14 protein-coding genes and 1 pseudogene are annotated in these 19,238 nt (G+C 44.5%); 9 read left to right on the forward strand and 6 right to left on the reverse strand.

Annotation, left to right across the window (positions count from 1 at the left end; genetic code table 11):
• Nucleotides 1-20: 20 nt before the first annotated feature.
• The 4 genes from AB6D07_RS03570 to nadC all read right to left on the reverse strand — a co-directional run bounded on the left by AB6D07_RS03570 (nucleotide 21) and on the right by nadC (nucleotide 4,551).
• On the reverse strand, nucleotides 21-1,247 hold the full coding sequence (locus AB6D07_RS03570; protein ID WP_017103840.1) for a type II secretion system F family protein: 1,227 nt from the start codon (nucleotides 1,245-1,247) through the stop codon (nucleotides 21-23).
• Between the two features lie 15 nt (nucleotides 1,248-1,262).
• Nucleotides 1,263-2,948, reverse strand: coding sequence for a type IV-A pilus assembly ATPase PilB (pilB, locus tag AB6D07_RS03575; RefSeq protein ID WP_372091194.1), 1,686 nt, complete (start codon nucleotides 2,946-2,948; stop codon nucleotides 1,263-1,265).
• The gene (locus AB6D07_RS03580; protein WP_017103842.1) at nucleotides 2,948-3,406 is read right to left on the reverse strand and encodes a prepilin-type N-terminal cleavage/methylation domain-containing protein; all 459 of its coding nucleotides are present in this window, start codon (nucleotides 3,404-3,406) and stop codon (nucleotides 2,948-2,950) included. Before AB6D07_RS03580 ends, pilB begins: the two co-directional genes overlap by 1 nt.
• Nucleotides 3,407-3,660: 254 nt before the next feature.
• Nucleotides 3,661-4,551, reverse strand: a complete 891-nt coding sequence (gene nadC / locus AB6D07_RS03585) for a carboxylating nicotinate-nucleotide diphosphorylase (protein ID WP_017103843.1) — start codon at nucleotides 4,549-4,551, stop codon at nucleotides 3,661-3,663.
• A gap of 83 nt (nucleotides 4,552-4,634) precedes the next feature.
• Here nadC and ampD point away from each other — a divergent pair.
• From ampD to lpdA, 5 genes and pseudogenes are all read left to right on the forward strand, one after another.
• Nucleotides 4,635-5,235 (forward strand): annotated as a pseudogene (gene ampD / locus AB6D07_RS03590) (1,6-anhydro-N-acetylmuramyl-L-alanine amidase AmpD).
• Nucleotides 5,236-5,717: 482 nt separating this feature from the next.
• Nucleotides 5,718-6,479, forward strand: a complete 762-nt coding sequence (pdhR, locus tag AB6D07_RS03595; RefSeq protein WP_009847596.1) for a pyruvate dehydrogenase complex transcriptional repressor PdhR — start codon at nucleotides 5,718-5,720, stop codon at nucleotides 6,477-6,479.
• Nucleotides 6,480-6,541: 62 nt separating this feature from the next.
• Nucleotides 6,542-9,205, forward strand: a complete 2,664-nt coding sequence (aceE, locus tag AB6D07_RS03600; RefSeq protein ID WP_009847595.1) for a pyruvate dehydrogenase (acetyl-transferring), homodimeric type — start codon at nucleotides 6,542-6,544, stop codon at nucleotides 9,203-9,205.
• Between the two features lie 26 nt (nucleotides 9,206-9,231).
• A complete protein-coding gene (gene aceF / locus AB6D07_RS03605; protein WP_372140701.1) occupies nucleotides 9,232-11,136 on the forward strand; it encodes a pyruvate dehydrogenase complex dihydrolipoyllysine-residue acetyltransferase in 1,905 nt (634 codons plus the stop codon).
• Nucleotides 11,137-11,378: 242 nt separating this feature from the next.
• The gene (gene lpdA / locus AB6D07_RS03610) at nucleotides 11,379-12,809 is read left to right on the forward strand and encodes a dihydrolipoyl dehydrogenase (protein ID WP_012604738.1); all 1,431 of its coding nucleotides are present in this window, start codon (nucleotides 11,379-11,381) and stop codon (nucleotides 12,807-12,809) included.
• Between the two features lie 270 nt (nucleotides 12,810-13,079).
• On the opposite strand, the gene AB6D07_RS03615 is transcribed toward lpdA, so the two are convergent.
• Nucleotides 13,080-13,685, reverse strand: a complete 606-nt coding sequence (locus tag AB6D07_RS03615) for a LuxR/HapR/OpaR family quorum-sensing transcriptional regulator (protein WP_017103846.1) — start codon at nucleotides 13,683-13,685, stop codon at nucleotides 13,080-13,082.
• A gap of 337 nt (nucleotides 13,686-14,022) precedes the next feature.
• On the opposite strand from AB6D07_RS03615, the gene hpt reads away from it, so the two are divergent.
• Entirely contained in the window at nucleotides 14,023-14,553 is a 531-nt protein-coding gene (hpt, locus tag AB6D07_RS03620) for a hypoxanthine phosphoribosyltransferase (RefSeq protein ID WP_009847591.1), read from the forward strand.
• A gap of 95 nt (nucleotides 14,554-14,648) precedes the next feature.
• Here the strand turns inward: hpt and can are convergent, their stop codons facing one another.
• The gene (can, locus tag AB6D07_RS03625) at nucleotides 14,649-15,308 is read right to left on the reverse strand and encodes a carbonate dehydratase (protein ID WP_009847590.1); all 660 of its coding nucleotides are present in this window, start codon (nucleotides 15,306-15,308) and stop codon (nucleotides 14,649-14,651) included.
• 286 nt (nucleotides 15,309-15,594) lie between these two features.
• Here can and AB6D07_RS03630 point away from each other — a divergent pair, with 286 nt between their 5' ends.
• The 3 genes from AB6D07_RS03630 to AB6D07_RS03640 all read left to right on the forward strand — a co-directional run bounded on the left by AB6D07_RS03630 (nucleotide 15,595) and on the right by AB6D07_RS03640 (nucleotide 19,238).
• Complete coding sequence (locus tag AB6D07_RS03630) at nucleotides 15,595-17,226, forward strand: SulP family inorganic anion transporter (RefSeq protein ID WP_029223085.1); 1,632 nt, start codon at nucleotides 15,595-15,597, stop codon at nucleotides 17,224-17,226.
• Nucleotides 17,227-17,548: 322 nt separating this feature from the next.
• Entirely contained in the window at nucleotides 17,549-18,466 is a 918-nt protein-coding gene (locus AB6D07_RS03635; protein WP_009847588.1) for an ABC transporter ATP-binding protein, read from the forward strand.
• A gap of 1 nt (nucleotide 18,467) precedes the next feature.
• The gene (locus AB6D07_RS03640; RefSeq protein ID WP_009847587.1) at nucleotides 18,468-19,238 is read left to right on the forward strand and encodes an ABC transporter permease; all 771 of its coding nucleotides are present in this window, start codon (nucleotides 18,468-18,470) and stop codon (nucleotides 19,236-19,238) included.

Raw genomic sequence — 19,238 nt, forward strand, 5'->3', positions numbered from 1 at the left:
GGGTGTTTGGTTGCTTTTAGCTATCCTAACACACTCATAAGATTAAAGATCGGTAAGTACATCGCGACAACAAGCCCACCAATAGCGGTGCCTAAAAATACGATGATCAGTGGCTCTAGAATCTTACCTAAATTATCGACGGTGTTGTCGACTTCAAATTCATAAATAGATGCGATTTTATTGAGCATGTCATCAAGGTTACCGGACTCTTCTCCTATCATGACCATCTGCAAAACCATCTCAGGAAAGGCATCGGTATTGCGCATCGCGATATACATCGGCATGCCAGCGGCAGTTTCACGATGAACCTCGATGATGGCCGATTCATAATGCAAGTTACCTGCGGTTTTGGCTGTGGTCTTCAGGCTGGTTAAAATAGGAATCCCTGTACTAAAACTGGTTGATAAGGTTCGGCTGAATTTGGCGATTGAGGCTTTGGCCAATACTCGGCCAAGAATAGGGAATCGCAAGCCTAGACGGCTGAATGATAAACGAATGGAATAAGACCGTTGACGCAGTTGGTAGGTAAATAATGTGACTAACCCTATGCCAACGGCAGCATAAAGACTGTAAGCCTGTACCCAATGCGAAAGGGAGAGTACTTGTTGAGTAAACCAAGGGAGATCTGCCCCGAAGCCTGAAAACATCGATTCAAATTCAGGAATGACCATGGTGAGCATTAAGTAAGAGACAGTCAAAGCGACAGCGACCACCATTGTGGGGTAAATCAGTGCTTTTATGACCTTAGACTTTAGCTGCTCACTCTTTTCTCTATAGGTTGCTAAGCGCTCAAAGACTTGCGCTAGGTTTCCGGAAAGCTCGCCAGTAGCGACCAAGTCGGTGTACAGGTCGTCAAAGTGAGAGCTTGCCGTCCGCATCGCTTTTGATATAGGGGTTCCCGCTTCGACACCTCGACAGATGTGCAATAGAATTGATTTCATTTCAGCTTTACGGTGATTGTCTGACACTAGCTTAATGGCCTGAACGATAGGCACGCCAGTGGCAAGCATGGTCGCAAGTTGTCGAGTCAAAATGGTGATGTCTTTGGCTTTGACTCGGTGTGTTAAACGAGTGACTGCTGAGATGCTTTTCTTTTTGATTTTCTTAATCTGAATATGCTGCTCTTTGAGCTTTTCTCGTACTTCTAATTCGGCGAGTGCCAAGGTTTGCCCGGACACCTTTTTGCCTGAGCTGTTTATACCTTTCCAGTGGTAGTTTTTTAATTGTGACTGCAGTTTAGTGCTCATGAGTGCTCCGATGGATTATAGATACAGAACACGTTGCAGTTCTTGATAGCTGGTGGTGCCTTCAAGCAACTTATCGATACCGGATTCTTGCAGTGTTCTCATTCCTTCTCTACGCGCGAGATCTTCAATCTCTAACGCGTTAGGTTTATTAATCAGACTATTTTTTAGTTTGTCGGTAAACGGCATCACTTCGTAGATACCCACTCGACCGGAGTAACCCTGATTACACTCATTGCATCCTTGAGGATTGGCTTGGTAGATGTTTTGGCTGTTAGGAATAGAGTGACGTAGAAATATGTCCGGCGAGTTGTCAGCTGCTTTACAGTGGTTGCACAGTCGCCTTGCCAGTCGCTGCGCGATAATCAGGCTCAATGACGAAGCGAGGTTAAAGGGTTCAATCCCCATATGGGCGAGCCGAGTCACGGTTTCCGAAGCTGAGTTAGTATGGAGTGTCGAGAGGACTAAGTGACCCGTTTGCGACGCTTTGATCGCGATCTCTGCGGTTTCTAAATCACGGATCTCACCGACCATCACTACATCAGGATCTTGTCGCAAGAACGATCGTAGTGCTTCGGCAAACCCAAAACCGATCTTTGGCGTCACCTGTACCTGATTGATGCCACACAGGTTGATCTCCACCGGATCTTCAGCCGTTGAGATATTGCGCTCAGAGGTATTAAGAATGCGAAGCCCCGTATAGAGAGATACCGTTTTGCCACTGCCTGTGGGCCCAGTCATTAAGATCATCCCTTGCGGGCGTTTTAGGGCATTGAGATAGAGCGCTTTTTGATCCTCGCTGTAACCTAATTTATCGATATCTAAATTGGTTGCGCTGCTGTCTAGAAGACGCAGTACGATCTTTTCTCCCCACAATGTCGGTAGAGTCGACACACGCATATCGATCGCCAGCTCGTCGTTCAAACGCAGCTTAATACGGTCGTCTTGAGGTAAGCGACGTTCAGCGATATCAAGTTTGGCAAGAATCTTTAAACGAGCGGATAGCCGACGGCTTAAATGAGAAGCGGGCTGTTGGACCTCAACAAGAATGCCATCGCAACGCAGACGTACTCGGTAGTTTTCTTCATAAGGTTCGAAGTGGATGTCTGATGCGCCTTTACGCACTGCATCAACCAGTATCTGATTGATAAATCGACTGACAGGAGAGTTGTCTTGACTGAGATCTTCAATGGAAGCTATTTCGTCGTCAGAAACCTCAACGAGATCGGCGAGCTCATCCTGTGTGATCTCTTTGCGCTTGGAGTCTTGCCCGGAAATCGTTCGACCATACAGCTTACGTATTGCACCTTCTAATTCGGAGTAGTTGGCGACAACGAGTTCTATTTGTAATCCTGTCGCGAATCTAAAATCGTCTTCCGCTTGCAAGTCGGTCGGATCGGCGGAGGCGAGTGTGAGAGTAGAATTAGATACTGAAATCGGGATTGCTCGATATTTGGTGATCAACTCACGAAGCCCCAATTGCTCACACAAGATTTCATAGTCAGTATTGGCCAGTTGCACTAACGGCAAACCGAAAATGGTTTTGATGTTATTAGCGAGGCTCTCGTCAGAGAAGATGTCTAGAACAAGCAAAGCTTCAGGTGTAGAAATACCTGAAGCTTGTACATGTTCCGCAACGGCCTGTTCTTGAGTCAGGCTAAGTAAGTTAGCCTGACGGAGAACGGTGCAAAGATTAGTATACATTACCTTTCTGGACACCAGTCTGCATTGCCAGCACCGGTACAAGTTACTGCCCATGTAACACCTGAGGCTGATATTGATGGAGTTAAAACAACTGTAGAATTAGCAGCTAATGCCCCTTTTGCTGCAACTGTTGCTGTTATATTTCCTGTCGCTGTTCCTAATGCAGCTTGAGCAATAGTGGAAGATACAGTGAAATCATCAGTAGCATTTTTTTGAAATTGTTGATTTCCAGGAACACCACCAGTTCCAGATGAACAGTCGGCTTGTCCATCAAGTAAGCATATACTGGTTGCTGTCTTGAATGCTGAAGAAGCACTTAACATTTCACTAGCATGTGCTCGGTTTGTATAATTTTGATAAGCAGGCACAGCAAACGCAGCTAAAATCCCAATAATCGCCACCACAATCATCAATTCAATCAGCGTAAAGCCTTTCTGGTTTTTTCTTTTGTTTTTCATTGTTCTATTCCATTCGTTTAGTTTGTTTCAGTGCAAGCACCGGTTGATGGAAAGAATAGAAGTTGAGATTTAGAAGTGGAATGGTGTTCAGGTGCAGGCGCGAGTGGTTTTGTATTTATTGGTGTGTTGTTTCATATGGAGCGCAAAATTATGCGATCAGCTTAGTTAACTGATTGATATACTGATAATAAAAGCAATAAAAGGCATGGCTGATTGCCATGCCTAGAAGTTAAGTGATTGATAGAACTATGAGATTAAGCTTTGAATCGCATTGAAAGGTCCATTGCTTTTAGATGCTTAGTCAGTGCACCCACTGAGATGTAATCGACACCCGTTTCAGCGAACTCTGCAATCGTATCTAAAGTCACGTTACCTGAATTTTCTAGTGCTGCACGACCTGCGTTAATTTTAACCGCTTCACGCATCATGTCTGTGGTGAAGTTGTCTAGCATGATGATGTCTGCACCCGCGCTGATCGCTTGCTCTAGCTCTGCTAGGCTTTCTGTTTCCACTTCCACTGGCTTACCCGGGTTAAGCTCTTTTGCTGTCGAGATCGCTTTCTCAATGCCACCACATGCGATGATATGGTTTTCTTTGATTAGGTACGCATCGAAAACACCAATACGGTGGTTGAAACCGCCGCCACATGCCACGGCATATTTTAGTGCACTACGTAGGCCAGGAATCGTTTTGCGAGTGTCTAATAGGCGGCATTCTGTGTGTTTGATCTTATCAGCATAGATTGCTGTCGCTGTCGCACAACCCGATAGTGTTTGAATGAAGTTCATTGCGTTACGCTCACCGGTTAAAAGTGCGCGAGCAGGGCCTGTTAGGGTACAAAGTGTTTGATTTGGTTCAACTTTGTCACCGTCTTCTACGTTCCACTCGATAGTGACTTCACCGCCCAATTGCTTAAACACTTCATCAGCCCAAGCTTTACCACAGAACACACCGTGCTCACGGGTAATGATGGTTGCGCTGTTGATTGCGTCTGCAGGGATTAGACTTGCCGTAATATCAGCCGCTGGATCTAACGTACCACCTAGATCTTCTTTGATGGTCTCAGCGACTGCGCGAGTGATCTCTAGCGGCAGTTGCTCTTTTAAGTAATCAAGGCGTTGGTGGCTGTTATGTGTGTTTTTCATCGCAAATCTAATCTTGAAAGGGAGTGGGAATGGAATGATACTCTTGCTTAACTTCAAATTAAAGAGGCTAGCGCGACTGCTCTATGGGCAAAGTCACAATCTTATTGCGCTAGTAGAAAAGAAAGCGAGACTAAGATGACGATGAGCTCCAACGGATGGTACGACAATGCTCGGCATGTTCCTTCTCCGTATTTTGATGCTAGACCCAGCACCGACGATATCTCTCTGCTGGTGGTTCATAACATTAGTTTACCACCAGGCCAATTTGGCGGCCCTTACATTGAACAGTTTTTCACGGGCAAACTTGATCCGGCAGATCATCCATTTTTTAAAGTGATTCACCAAATGGGCGTTTCGGCACATTGCTTGATTCGCCGTGATGGTGAGGTGGTACAGTTTGTGTCATTTCTTGACCGAGCTTGGCACGCAGGCCAGTCGAGCTTTGCGGGGCGTAAAAGGTGTAATGATTACTCGATTGGTATTGAGCTGGAAGGAAGCGACTTTATCGCTTATACAGAGCAGCAGTACCAAGCGCTTTCTCGATTAACAGAAACGATCGTATCGACTTTCCCTCAAATAACCACCGAGCGTATCACTGGTCATCAATATATAGCCCCGTTACGCAAAACTGACCCTGGTTTGGTTTTCGACTGGCAGAAGTTTAAAGGCGAGCTCAAGGTTTAAGCCTCATTATCGAAGATGCTCTTATTGTTGCTGGTGGTTGAATAGTCAACGCCTAGCATAATGACTTGTGAATTTTTGTTGTTGCGATGTAAATAAAGTGGTTAGGGGGAGGGCGTCAATAAATCGAGAGTGTGACGAGCTTATCAAACGATCTAATATTAAAACTTATGAACAGGATTTCTACCTCTAATGTGCGCTTGGTTTGATTTTTAATCAAGTGGCACTCATCTTTCTGAAACAATCCATTTTTATCCTGAAACTTTCTAGCACGGATACTCCCCAAAAGTATTACCCCTGTAAATGGTAAGACCAAATTGGTTGCTGTTTTAAATTTCATTTGTTAAATCATGGTTAATTCGTGCTGTGTTCTATGATTCAGGTCAATTTTAGTCTGGACAGTGGCGTTTTAATTATGTTAATTTCTGCCCAACTTAAAATTGGTAATACCAATTGTCAGCGAAGAAAAAGAAGAACAACAAACTATGGCTTATCAAAGGATTCGTCAGCCAAAACTCTCGGACGTTATCGAACAAGAGTTAGAAAGGTTGATAGTGGAAGGAACACTGGCTCCAGGGCAGCAGCTGCCGCCTGAGCGTGAACTGGCGAAACAGTTCGATGTGTCTCGTCCTTCAATCCGAGAAGCGATACAACGTTTAGAAGCAAAACGCTTGCTTACTCGCCGTCAAGGTGGAGGTACGTTTGTTAGCGAAAATATCTGGAAAAGCTTTTCAGATCCTTTGCTTAATTTGTTGTCCTCCCATTCTGAAACCCAACTAGACTTGTTGGAATCGCGTCATGCGATGGAAGGGATTTCGGCTTACTTCGCGGCATTACGTGGTACTGATGAAGACTTTGCTCGAATTCAAGCATGCCAAGAAAAAATTCGCGGTGCGCAAGATAAGGGTGATATTGAAGCCGAGTCTGCAGCTGTGATGGCTTTTCTTATTGCTTTAACAGAGGCAGCGCACAATGTGGTGTTATTGCACATTGTTCGTAGTTTGGCTCCGTTACTCGAACAAAACGTCTTAGAAAATTTAAAACTGTTGCATCGTCGTAAAGACGTTGTGGAGAAAGTGAGTATACATCGAGCTAATATTGTAGATGCGATCGTTTCAGGACAGCCAGAACAGGCGCGTGAAATGTCACACTCTCATTTAGCTTACATCGAAGAAACATTGATGGATTTGACCAAAGAAGAGTCGCGCCGCGAACGTTCTTTACGTCGAATCCAACAGGGTAAATAGTCGTAATACTTCGGCTTTTTACGTGTTTAGTAGAATCCAACTAACAAAAAGGATAGATCGCCATGTCTGACATGAAGCATGACGTTGATGCTCTGGAAACTCAAGATTGGTTAGAAGCTCTTGAGTCAGTAGTACGTGAAGAAGGTGTAGAACGTGCACAGTTTTTACTAGAACAAGTTCTAGATAAAGCGCGTTTAGATGGTGTTGATATGGCTACAGGCATCAACACGAACTACATCAACACAATTCCAGCAGCACAAGAGCCAGCTTACCCTGGTGACGTAACTCTTGAGCGTCGTATTCGTTCGATTATTCGCTGGAACGCAATCATGATTGTATTGCGTGCTTCTAAGAAAGACCTAGACCTTGGTGGTCACATGGCTTCTTACCAGTCAGCTGCTGCGTTCTACGAAGTATGTTTTAACCACTTCTTCCGTGCTCCAAACGAGACAGACGGTGGCGATCTAGTTTACTACCAAGGTCACATCTCTCCTGGTATCTACTCTCGTGCATTCGTTGAAGGTCGTCTAACTGAAGAACAGCTAGATAACTTCCGTCAAGAAGTTGATGGTAAAGGTATCCCTTCATACCCGCACCCTAAACTAATGCCTGAATTCTGGCAGTTCCCAACAGTATCTATGGGTCTAGGCCCTATCTCTGCTATCTACCAAGCGCGCTTCCTTAAGTACCTTGAAGGTCGTGGCATGAAAGATACTTCAGGTCAGCGTGTATACGCGTTCCTAGGTGACGGTGAGATGGATGAGCCAGAATCACGTGGTGCTATCTCTTTCGCTGCGCGTGAGAAGCTAGACAACCTATGTTTCCTAATCAACTGTAACCTACAGCGTCTAGACGGCCCTGTAATGGGTAACGGTAGCATCATCCAAGAACTTGAAGGCCTATTTAAAGGCGCAGGTTGGAACGTTGTTAAAGTTATCTGGGGTAGCAACTGGGATTCTCTACTAGCTAAAGACACGACTGGTAAGCTTCTTCAACTAATGAATGAAACTATCGATGGTGACTACCAAACATTCAAATCTAAAGATGGCGCATACGTACGTGAGCACTTCTTTGGTAAGTACCCAGAAACAGCTGCACTAGTTGCAGACATGACTGACGACCAAATCTTCGAACTGAAACGTGGTGGTCACGACTCTTCTAAACTGTTCGCTGCATTCAACAATGCAAAAGAGACAGGTGGCAAACCAACAGTAATCCTAGCTAAGACAGTTAAAGGTTACGGTATGGGTGAAGCTGCAGAAGGTAAGAACATCGCTCACGGTGTTAAGAAGATGGACATGACTCACGTACAATACCTACGTGACCGTCTAGGCCTACAAGACATCCTTTCTGATGAGAAAGTATCTGAGCTTCCTTACCTAACACTGGAAGAAGGTTCAGCTGAGTACGAATACCTACATGCTCGTCGTAAAGCACTACAAGGTTACACTCCTCAGCGTCTGCCAAAATTCACTCAAGAGTTCAAAGTTCCTGAGCTAGACGCATTCGCACCTCTACTGGGTGAACAGAAGCGTGATATCTCTACAACGATGGCTTATGTACGTACGCTTAACATCCTTCTTAAAGATAAGAACATTGGTAAGAACATTGTTCCTATCATCTGTGATGAAGCTCGTACATTCGGTATGGAAGGTCTATTCCGTCAGGTTGGTATCTACAACCCACACGGTCAAGACTACACGCCTGAAGATAAAGGCATCGTTTCTTACTACAAAGAAGCAACGTCTGGTCAAGTTCTTCAAGAAGGTATCAACGAACTAGGTTCTATGGCTTCATGGGTTGCAGCTGCAACTTCATACAGCACAAACGATCTACCGATGATTCCGTTCTACATCTACTACTCAATGTTCGGTTTCCAACGTATTGGTGATATGGCTTGGTTAGCAGGTGACCAACAAGCTCGTGGTTTCCTACTTGGTGCAACTGCAGGCCGTACAACGCTAAACGGCGAAGGTCTACAGCACGAAGATGGCCACTCGCACATCATGGCGAACACTGTACCTAACTGTATCTCTTACGACCCAACGTTTGCTTACGAGCTAGCGGTAATCATGCAAGACGGTATCCGTCGCATGTACGGTGAGAACCAAGAGAATGTTTACTACTACCTAACAGTAATGAACGAAAACTACGCAATGCCAGCAATGCCAGAAGGCGCTGAAGAAGGCATCCGTAAGGGTATTTACAAGCTTGAGTCTTACGCAGGTTCTAAGTCTAAGGTTCAATTAATGAGCTCTGGTACTATCATGAACGAAGCGCGTAAAGCCGCTAAGATCCTGAGCGAAGAGTACGGCGTAGCATCTGATGTATTCTCTGTAACGTCGTTCAACGAATTGACTCGTGACGGCCAAGCGGTAGAGCGTGACAACATGCTTCACCCAGAAGCTGAAGAGAAAGTACCGTACATCACAACTGTTCTTGGTAACGAACCTGCAATCGCAGTTACGGATTACATGAAGAACTACGCTGAGCAAGTACGTGCATTCATGCCTTCTGAGTCTTATAAAGTACTTGGTACTGACGGTTTCGGTCGCTCAGACAGCCGTGAAAACCTACGTCGTCACTTCGAAGTAAATGCAGGCTACGTTGTTGTTGCAGCACTTACTGAACTGGCTAAACGTGGTGATGTTGAGAAATCAGTAGTTGCTGAAGCAATTGCTAAATTCGGCATCGACGCAGACAAAATTAACCCGCAATACGCATAAGACTGGCATTAAGGTAGGTAAATACAATGACAATCGAAATTAATGTACCAGACATCGGTGCTGACGAGGTTGAAGTAACTGAGATTCTTGTAAACGTTGGCGACAAGGTTGAAGAAGAACAGTCACTGATCACTGTTGAAGGCGACAAAGCTTCAATGGAAGTTCCTGCGTCTCAAGCGGGTATCGTTAAAGAAATCAAAATAGCAGAAGGCGATTCTGTTTCTACTGGTTCTCTTATCATGATCTTCGAAGCGGAAGGTGCAGCAGCACCGGCTGCGCCAGCAGTTGAAGCGGCGGCACCAGTTGCAGCAGCTCCTGCAGCGGCAGCTGAGCTTAAAGAAGTTCACGTTCCTGATATCGGCGGTGGTGAAGTTGAAGTAAATGAAAACATGGTAGCTATTGGCGACGCAGTAGAAGAAGAGCAATCTCTTCTTACTGTTGAAGGTGACAAGGCTTCAATGGAAGTTCCTGCACCATTTGCTGGTATCGTTAAAGAAATCAAGATCGCTTCTGGTGATTCAGTATCTACTGGTTCTCTAGTAATGGTATTTGAAGTGGCAGGTTCTGGCGCTCCAGTTGCCGCAGCTCCTGCTCCAGCGGCGGCACCAGTTGCAGCGGCTCCAGCAGCATCTGCTGAGAAAGAAGTGAACGTTCCTGATATCGGTGGCGACGAAGTAGAAGTTACTGAGATCATGGTAGCGGTTGGCGATACAGTAGAAGAAGAGCAATCTCTAATTACTGTTGAAGGCGACAAAGCTTCAATGGAAGTGCCTGCACCATTCGCTGGTACAGTAAAAGAAATCAAGATTGCAGCTGGCGACAAAGTGTCAACAGGCTCTTCAATCATGACTTTCGTTGTTGAAGGCGCAGCTCCAGTAGCAGTAGCGGCTCCAGCTCCAGCACAAGCAGCAGCTCCGGCAGCAGCACCTGCCGCATCGGCGGACCGTCCTAAAGCAGAAGCAGTAGCTCCAGCAGCTGGCGACTTCCAAGAGAACGGCGAGTACGCTCACGCATCTCCAGTTGTTCGTCGTCTAGCTCGTGAATTCGGTGTAAACCTAGCGAAAGTTAAAGGTACTGGTCGTAAGAGTCGCGTACTTAAAGAAGACGTTCAGTCTTACGTTAAAGATGCACTTAAGCGTCTTGAGTCTGGTGCTACAGCATCTGGCAAAGGCGGCGACGGTTCTGCTCTTGGTCTACTACCGTGGCCAAAAGTTGACTTCAGCAAGTTCGGCGAAACGGAAGTTCAGAAGCTTTCTAAGATTAAGAAGATCTCTGGCGCTAACCTACACCGTAACTGGGTAATGATCCCGCACGTTACACAGTGGGACAACGCAGACATCACTGAGCTAGAAGCATTCCGTAAAGAACAGAACGCAATCGAAGCGAAGAAAGACACTGGCATGAAGATCACTCCACTTGTGTTCATCATGAAAGCTGTTGCTAAAGCGTTAGAAGCATTCCCAGCGTTTAACTCTTCTCTTTCTGAAGATGGCGAAAGCATCATTCTTAAGAAGTACGTAAACGTGGGTATCGCTGTTGATACACCAAACGGCCTAGTTGTTCCTGTTTTCAAAGACGTGAACAAGAAAGGCATTTACGAGCTATCTGAAGAGCTAATGGCTGTTTCTAAGAAAGCACGTTCTGGTAAGCTAACAGCGGCAGACATGCAAGGCGGTTGTTTCACAATCTCTAGCCTTGGTGGTATTGGCGGTACTGCATTTACTCCAATCGTAAATGCTCCAGAAGTAGGTATCCTAGGTGTATCTAAGTCTGAAATTAAGCCTGTTTGGAATGGCAAAGAGTTCCAACCACGTCTACAGCTTCCACTGTCTCTATCATACGATCACCGTGTGATCGATGGTGCTGAAGGTGCACGCTTCATTACTTTCCTAAACAGCGCACTATCTGACATTCGTCGTCTAGTACTGTAATTGAGAAAGTAATTATTAAGGTGACTTTCGGGTCACCTTAATTCTTTATATAAAGACTATTTTTAGAGAACAATTTCCGGCATTTCTCATAAACTGCGGGGGAATTGTTGTCTAGCTCACAGGCTAACTTAAAGCTACTTTCACACTGTTAACATCTCTGTAAAATGTTTCCTGTTTGAAAGCCCAATAATTTTAAGAACATCTACTCAGCCTGTTAGGGATAATGACTACAAGAGGTCACAATGAGCAAAGAAATTAAAGCCCAAGTTGTTGTACTTGGTTCAGGTCCTGCTGGTTACTCAGCGGCATTCCGTTGTGCGGATTTAGGTCTAGAAACAGTACTAGTTGAACGTTACAGCACTCTTGGTGGTGTATGTCTAAACGTTGGTTGTATTCCATCAAAAGCACTTCTTCACGTATCTAAAGTAATTGAAGAAGCAAAAGCGATGGCAGAGCACGGCGTTGTATTCGGCGAGCCACAGACGGACATCAACAAGATCCGTATCTGGAAAGAAAAAGTAGTTGATCAACTGACTGGCGGTCTTGGCGGTATGGCTAAGATGCGTAACGTTACAGTTGTTAACGGTTTTGGTAAGTTCACTGGTCCTAACAGCATTCTTGTTGAAGGCGAAGGCGAAGCAACGACAGTTAACTTCGACAACGCAATCATTGCTGCGGGTTCTCGCCCAATCAAACTTCCTTTCATCCCACATGAAGACCCACGTATTTGGGACTCTACGGATGCACTAGAACTAAACGAAGTACCAGAAAAACTGCTTATCATGGGCGGTGGTATCATCGGTCTTGAGATGGGTACGGTTTACCACTCTCTAGGTTCTAAAGTTGAAGTTGTTGAGATGTTCGATCAAGTTATCCCTGCTGCGGATAAAGACATCGTTAAAGTCTTCACTAAGCGCATTAAAGATAAGTTCAAGCTAATGCTTGAAACTAAAGTTACTGCTGTTGAAGCGAAAGAAGACGGTATCTACGTTTCAATGGAAGGCAAGAAAGCACCAGCAGAAGCTGAGCGTTACGATGCAGTTCTTGTTGCTATCGGTCGTGTTCCAAACGGTGCGCTTATCGACGCTGAAAAAGCGGGTATCGAAGTTGATGAGCGCGGTTTCATCAATGTTGATAAGCAAATGCGTACTAACGTTCCTCACATCCACGCGATCGGTGATGTTGTTGGTCAACCAATGCTTGCTCACAAAGGTGTGCATGAAGGTCACGTAGCTGCTGAAGTTATCTCTGGTAAGAAGCACTACTTCGATCCTAAAGTAATCCCATCAATTGCGTACACTGAGCCAGAAGTGGCTTGGGTAGGTAAGACTGAGAAAGAAGCGAAAGCGGAAGGCCTGAACTACGAAGTTGCTACTTTCCCTTGGGCTGCTTCTGGTCGTGCAATCGCTTCTGACTGTGCTGACGGTATGACTAAGATGATCTTCGATAAAGAGACTCATCGCGTAATCGGTGGTGCTGTTGTTGGTACTAACGGTGGTGAACTTCTTGGCGAAATCGGCCTAGCAATCGAAATGGGTTGTGATGCAGAAGATATCGCACTGACTATCCACGCTCACCCAACTCTACACGAGTCTGTTGGTCTAGCTGCGGAAGTATTCGAAGGTTCAATCACTGACCTTCCAAACAAAAAAGCAGTAAAAAAGAAGAAATAATTCTTCTTTAGCCACTCGCTAATGTTTTTAAAAGCCGCTGATTCGTCAGCGGTTTTTTTATGTCTGAAGAAAAGATCGTCGTCATGCTTTAGTGTCTGATTAATTTTTTTGTCTGTCGTTTATAGTGACGATGAAGTTAAGCGTAGTGGTTCTTTATATCCGTCATTCTCTAGAGTGACGAAGGAAGGAATAGGGAATCTGATTAGGTGAGAGGAAATAAAAAAGGGCTAGCGTAAAAGCCAACCCTTTAGTTTTGTTCGAAGCTCGAAGCTACTTATAAATGCACAGCATGTTCAAGTAGCTATCCGTCAAGGTCGAAAGTTCTTCTTGTGTATCTACACGTTTCGCTTGGATGAATAGCGAGTAACAAATGCCGTGGAATAGGTTCGCAAGATGTTTAGGGTCGTGATCGTCGCAAACTTCGCCGCGTTCAATCGCTTTGCTAAACATGTTTTGTACTAACATCTGGTTAGTGCGGTTAGTGGTTACAAACAGAGGCCACACTTCATCACGAGTCGAAGCGCTCCATTCAAACCATACATTTAACCAATTGCTATCTTGAGCCACTAAAGTCACCATTTCAGTCGCAATATTACGTAGATTTTCTTTTGCGTGAATATCTAGGTCAATGTTGTCTGAAAGGAAGTTCGAGAATTGACGAACAACGTGGTTAAGTACTTCATCAACCAGATCTTCACGGGTAGGGAAGTAGTTAAATACTGTTGCTACTGACACCTGAGCGATGTCGGCAATGTCAGCGTGTCCACCGCGGCCAATGCCACGGCGAGAGAATACTTCAAGTGCGATTTCCATCAATTGAAGTTTTCTTTTTAAGGGTGAAAGCCTAGTTCTAGGTCTCTTCGTTATTGAGTCCATTTTGTTTTTCCTTGCCAACGAATTTTTATATTAATGATTTTATTATTATTTAAGCCAAGATGAGTGTAATGGTGCATATGTGAATGGTCAATCCCTTGTGCTTGTTTTATAGACAGTTACATCAAACTTGATACATAAAGCGTGATCAGTGTTGATGTGAAAGGATGCGAGTATTGGATAACGCACCAATGCACATTTCATTGAGAATCTAACAGTAAATTCGAACCATAAGGTGGTGTGGGTATTTGAGCAGTGCTAGACTTACGCACAAAATTGAGCGACACAACTGGCGAAAGTGTCAACATTCGTCGCAATCACCAAATAAAATGAGAGCAGTATGAAGCATACAGTTGAAGTCATGATCTCTGAGCAAGAAGTTCAGGATCGAGTGAACGAACTAGGCAAGCAGATCACGGAGCACTACCAAGGTAGCGAAGATCTAGTTTTAGTTGGCTTATTGCGCGGATCTTTTGTCTTTATGGCGGATCTTGCTCGTGCTATCGATTTAACTCACCAAGTGGATTTCATGACGGCCTCTAGCTATGGCAACGGCATGGAAAGCTCACGTGATGTTCGTATTTTGAAAGACCTTGATGATGACATCCAAGGTAAAGATGTTCTACTTGTAGAAGACATTATCGATACTGGTAACACGCTGACTAAAGTAAAAGAAATTCTGAGCCTGCGTGGTCCTAAATCTATCGAAATTTGTACGTTATTAGACAAGCCTTCTCGTCGTGAAGTCATTGTAGACACAAAGTGGATTGGTTTTGAAATCCCAGATGAATTCGTTGTTGGTGTGGGTATCGACTACGCACAAAAATATCGTCACCTACCGTACATCGGTAAAGTTGTACCTCAAGAGTAATAACGACTCTGTTGAACACAAACAAAAAAGGCTCGCAAAACGCGAGCCTTTTTTATATCTATTCTTTCTTATATCTATTGGTTAGACGTTAAGAATTAACCTAGAATTGGAGACGATAGGATTTTATCAAGCGCCGCTAAATGACTGTTTTCTAAAGTATCATTACTTGAGCAACGAACACCAAGATCTTGCAGTTTGCCATTACCAATACCATAAACCACACCGTGGATTTCAATATCTTGCCCACGTTCCCATGCGCTTTGCATGATGGTTGAGTTACCAAGATTGTACACTTGTTCAGCAACGTTAATTTCGCATAACTTGTCACCCCATTGTTCACGAGGCAGAGATTCAATTTGCTTACGGTACTTAAGATAGTTATCGCGTATGTGGAGTAGCCAGTTGTTGATAAGACCCAGTTTAGGGTTATCTATCGCTGCGTTAACACCGCCACAGCCGTAGTGACCACAAACAATAACGTGTTTCACTTTGAGTACATCGACAGCGTATTGCACTACTGATAAGCAGTTTAGGTCGGTATGAACTACTTGATTAGCGACATTTCGGTGAACAAACAGTTCGCCAGAATACAAACCAGTGAGACGCTCGGCCGGAACGCGGCTATCTGAGCAGCCTATCCATAGAAAACCAGGGCTTTGACCCTCTTCAAGCGTTGTAAAATACTCTGGTCGTTGAGAGCGAATTTCTTCTGACCATTTAGAGTTGTTTTCAAAAAGCTGTTTAATCTCTGGCATTTTGCGTCTTACATCCCTTAATTAAGAACTCTAACTATACACAATGTTACAAATTCAATCTTGTAAAAACTGTGTCAAATAGTACTCATCTGACGTGTACTAGTCGTTAAAATCATTAACTTAGCGTAAAAGGCATAATCCGAATATAAGAGACGAATAGTGTGATTAAATTAACACTTTCTGAACCGTTGATACATTTGTTAAAGTGATAAGGTTTGTCATTTCATCATCAGGAAGGTGTGTTTTGTTTGGAAGTCGTTTTACGGATATCAATCTCAAAGGAGATATGTTTGGCGGTGTAACTACAGCCATCATCTCATTGCCTTTAGCGTTGGCATTTGGTGTCGCTTCTGGTGCGGGCGCGGAAGCTGGCCTTTGGGGCGCCATCATGGTGGGCCTATTTGCGGCATTGTTTGGTGGCTCAAGCAGCTTGATATCAGAGCCTACCGGGCCGATGACAGTGATCATGACGGCAGTAATGACCAGCATGGTGGCCAAGTACCCTGAAACCGGGATGGCAATGACCTTTACCGTGGTAATGATGGCGGGTGCTTTTCAGATATTACTCGGTACATTAAAGCTAGGAAAGTACGTCACTTTGATGCCATATAGCGTGATATCTGGCTTTATGTCCGGTATCGGCGTGATTCTTGTCATTCTGCAGCTTTCTCCTTTGCTAGGGCACGCAGCCCCTTCTGGCGGAGTGATGGGCACACTTTCGGCACTTCCTGATACGCTAGCAAATCTGAAAGTCAGTGAGCTGTTTTTGGGGGTGTTAACGCTTGGTATCCTTTTCGGTTTTCCTGCTAAATATCGTAAGTATGTGCCCGCTCAATTGGTCGCTTTAGTGGCTGTAACGCTCTTATCCGTTATTATCTTTGATACCGATTCTATTCGCCGTATTGGTGAAATTCCCGCAGGCTTACCTTCTCTTGTTATTCCGACTATCAGCTCTGAGCAATTCACCACAATGGTTATCGATGCTTTGGTGCTAGGTACTCTTGGTTGTATTGATACGCTTTTGACTGCGGTTATCGGAGATTCATTGACTCGTAAAGAGCATGATTCAGACAAAGAACTTCGTGGCCAAGGCATTGCGAATATGATTTCTGGTCTGTTTGGTGCGCTACCCGGTGCGGGCGCAACCATGGGCACCGTGACCAATATTCAGGTAGGGGCTCGTTCTCCGCTTTCTGGTGTTATTCGTGCTTTGGTGCTTGCGCTAGTGGTATTGGTTGCGGGAGGCTTAACAGAACCGATCCCTATGGCTGTGTTGGCTGGTATCGCGATGTATGTCGGTTTCAACATCCTTGATTGGAGTTTTATTCAGCGCGCACACAAGGTGAGTTATGCTGGCATGGGTGTCATGTACGGTGTGATGTTATTAACCGTATTCGTTGATCTAATTATTGCGGTGGGGCTGGGCGTTTTTATCTCAAACATTCTGATCATTGAAAGGCTGAGTCGAGAGCAAGCTAGACAAGTTAAGGCGATCAGTGATGGCGATGATGAAGACGATATCCCATTGACTGACAGTGAACGTCAGTTACTGGATAGTGCTAATGGTAAAGTGCTGTTCTTCTACCTTTCTGGGCCGATGATATTCAGTGTTTCAAAAGCGATTTCACGTCAACACTCGAGCATTTCTGATTATGAAGCGATGATCTTAGACCTAACTGATGTGCCTATGATTGATGTTACCGTTGGCTTAGCGCTAGAAAATGCGATTAAAGATGCCCTAGATGCGCAGTGTGAGGTGTACTTATTGTGTCCTAATGAGAATACTCGTCAGCAATTAGAAAAATTCCATGTGATTGACCTTGTGCCTGAATCCAATACTTATCGATTCAGATATGAAGCCCTGACAGCTGCAACAAGCTATGTTGATAGAGATGAACATCAATTTGACTCGGTTTAATCTTCAGCAATAATTTGACATGAATCAGTTATAGACGACAAATATAGTATTGGTGATTAATGCCGTTAAGTTAATAACTTAACGGCATTTTTTATGTTTACTGAACACTGAATTGCTCTTTACGTACCTAATATTCTTGTTCGCTTTCGAAAGAAAGCCTCACTCGGTATTTGTATTAATCGTTAATCAACGATAAACTTGTTTGCAAAATGGTCGAGTAAATAAGTTTGAGTTAGTTTTCTGCTAGCTCGTTTTAAGTATTACTCTCTTTCTCAAGCTCGGTCATCAACATCTTATCTATAGCAAATGGCAGTCTACCTCTATGTATGCATTAGAAATTGAGCAACTAAGAAAAACTTATGCAGGGGGCTTTGAGGCTCTTAAGGGCGTGAGTTTACAAGTAGAAAAAGGCGACTTTTACGCACTACTTGGCCCAAATGGTGCGGGTAAATCCACCACCATTGGTGTTATCTCTTCACTGGTTAATAAAACGTCAGGCAAGGTGAAAGTGTTTGGCTACGACATTGATACCGATCTGGAGTTAGCGAAGTTGAACTTAGGTTTAGTCCCGCAAGAGTTTAACTTTAACCCGTTCGAAACGGTTGAGCAGATCGTGCTACAACAAGCCGGTTACTACGGTGTACCGAAAGCTCTCGCTAAAGAACGCGCTAAAAAGTACTTATCTCAGCTCGATTTGTGGGAAAAGCGTGGCGAACGTGCGCGTAACTTATCTGGTGGTATGAAGCGTCGTTTGATGATCGCGCGTGCACTGATGCATGAGCCTCATTTGTTAATTCTTGATGAACCAACGGCGGGTGTTGATATTGAATTGCGTCGTTCAATGTGGGAATTCCTCAAGGAGATCAACGAGAAGCAGGGCATCACCATTATTTTAACTACGCACTATCTAGAAGAAGCGGAAATGCTGTGTCGTAACATTGGTATCATCAATCGTGGTGAGTTGATTGAGAACACCACAATGAAGTCGCTGTTGGGTAAGTTGAGTGCCGAGACCTTTATTCTTGATCTTGAAGAGGGTGCGACTGAACCTAAACTTGAAGGTGTGAATAGCCAAGTGATGGTTAATGGCTCGCTAGAAATCGAAATCGACAAGAATCGAGGTTTGAATACCATCTTTGATCAATTGAGTGAGCAGCAGGTAAAAGTTCTCTCTATGCGTAACAAAGCAAACCGCCTAGAAGAGCTATTTGTGAGTATCGTCCGTGAGGGGAATAAATAATATGTACAGCCTATATTGGACCGCTTTCTGCAGCTTGTTGACCAAAGAGATCAATCGCTTCACGCGTATCTGGGTGCAAACTCTGGTGCCGCCAGCGATTACCATGACGCTTTACTTCATCATCTTCGGTAACCTGATTGGTGCGCGTATTGGTGAAATGAATGGCTTTAGCTACATGGAATACATTGTGCCCGGTCTGATCATGATGTCGGTGATCACCAACTCATATTCCAACGTTGCTTCATCGTTCTTTAGTGCCAAATTCCAGAAGAACATTGAGGAGCTGCTTGTAGCGCCTGTTCCTAACTACGTGATTATCGCCGGCTTCGTAATGGGCGGCGTGGTGCGTGGCTTGTTAGTGGGCACTATCGTCACCTTTGTATCGCTGTTCTTTGTTGACCTTCAAGTCGACCACTGGGGCGTGATCATTGCGACGGTATTTCTCACGTCGGTTGTGTTTGCTCTGGGTGGTTTGATCAACGCTGTATTCGCACGCACGTTTGATGATATTTCTATTATCCCAACCTTCATTTTAACGCCGCTGACGTATCTGGGTGGTGTGTTCTACTCGATCAGTCTATTGCCTGAATTCTGGCAAGGTGTATCGAAGTTGAACCCTATCGTGTATATGGTAAACGCGTTTAGATATGGCTTTTTGGGTGTGTCTGATGTGGGTATTGTGACGTCGTTTGGCGTACTAGGTGTGTTTATTGTCGTGCTGTATGGCATTGCACATTACTTAGTTACAAAGGGGATCGGCTTACGTAGCTAA

The organism is Vibrio sp. 10N.239.312.C11 (genome assembly GCF_041466065.1).
In the GTDB taxonomy this organism is placed as follows: Bacteria; Pseudomonadota; Gammaproteobacteria; order Enterobacterales; family Vibrionaceae; genus Vibrio; species Vibrio tasmaniensis_A.

Coding starts and splice junctions, on each gene's coding strand:
- AB6D07_RS03570 (WP_017103840.1), bottom strand. CDS start 1,247: ATGAGCACTAAACTGCAGTCACAATTAAAAAACTACCACTGGAAAGGT.
- pilB (WP_372091194.1), bottom strand. CDS start 2,948: ATGTATACTAATCTTTGCACCGTTCTCCGTCAGGCTAACTTACTTAGC.
- AB6D07_RS03580 (WP_017103842.1), bottom strand. CDS start 3,406: ATGAAAAACAAAAGAAAAAACCAGAAAGGCTTTACGCTGATTGAATTG.
- nadC (WP_017103843.1), bottom strand. CDS start 4,551: ATGAAAAACACACATAACAGCCACCAACGCCTTGATTACTTAAAAGAG.
- pdhR (WP_009847596.1), top strand. CDS start 5,718: ATGGCTTATCAAAGGATTCGTCAGCCAAAACTCTCGGACGTTATCGAA.
- aceE (WP_009847595.1), top strand. CDS start 6,542: ATGTCTGACATGAAGCATGACGTTGATGCTCTGGAAACTCAAGATTGG.
- aceF (WP_372140701.1), top strand. CDS start 9,232: ATGACAATCGAAATTAATGTACCAGACATCGGTGCTGACGAGGTTGAA.
- lpdA (WP_012604738.1), top strand. CDS start 11,379: ATGAGCAAAGAAATTAAAGCCCAAGTTGTTGTACTTGGTTCAGGTCCT.
- AB6D07_RS03615 (WP_017103846.1), bottom strand. CDS start 13,685: ATGGACTCAATAACGAAGAGACCTAGAACTAGGCTTTCACCCTTAAAA.
- hpt (WP_009847591.1), top strand. CDS start 14,023: ATGAAGCATACAGTTGAAGTCATGATCTCTGAGCAAGAAGTTCAGGAT.
- can (WP_009847590.1), bottom strand. CDS start 15,308: ATGCCAGAGATTAAACAGCTTTTTGAAAACAACTCTAAATGGTCAGAA.
- AB6D07_RS03630 (WP_029223085.1), top strand. CDS start 15,595: ATGTTTGGCGGTGTAACTACAGCCATCATCTCATTGCCTTTAGCGTTG.
- AB6D07_RS03635 (WP_009847588.1), top strand. CDS start 17,549: ATGTATGCATTAGAAATTGAGCAACTAAGAAAAACTTATGCAGGGGGC.
- AB6D07_RS03640 (WP_009847587.1), top strand. CDS start 18,468: ATGTACAGCCTATATTGGACCGCTTTCTGCAGCTTGTTGACCAAAGAG.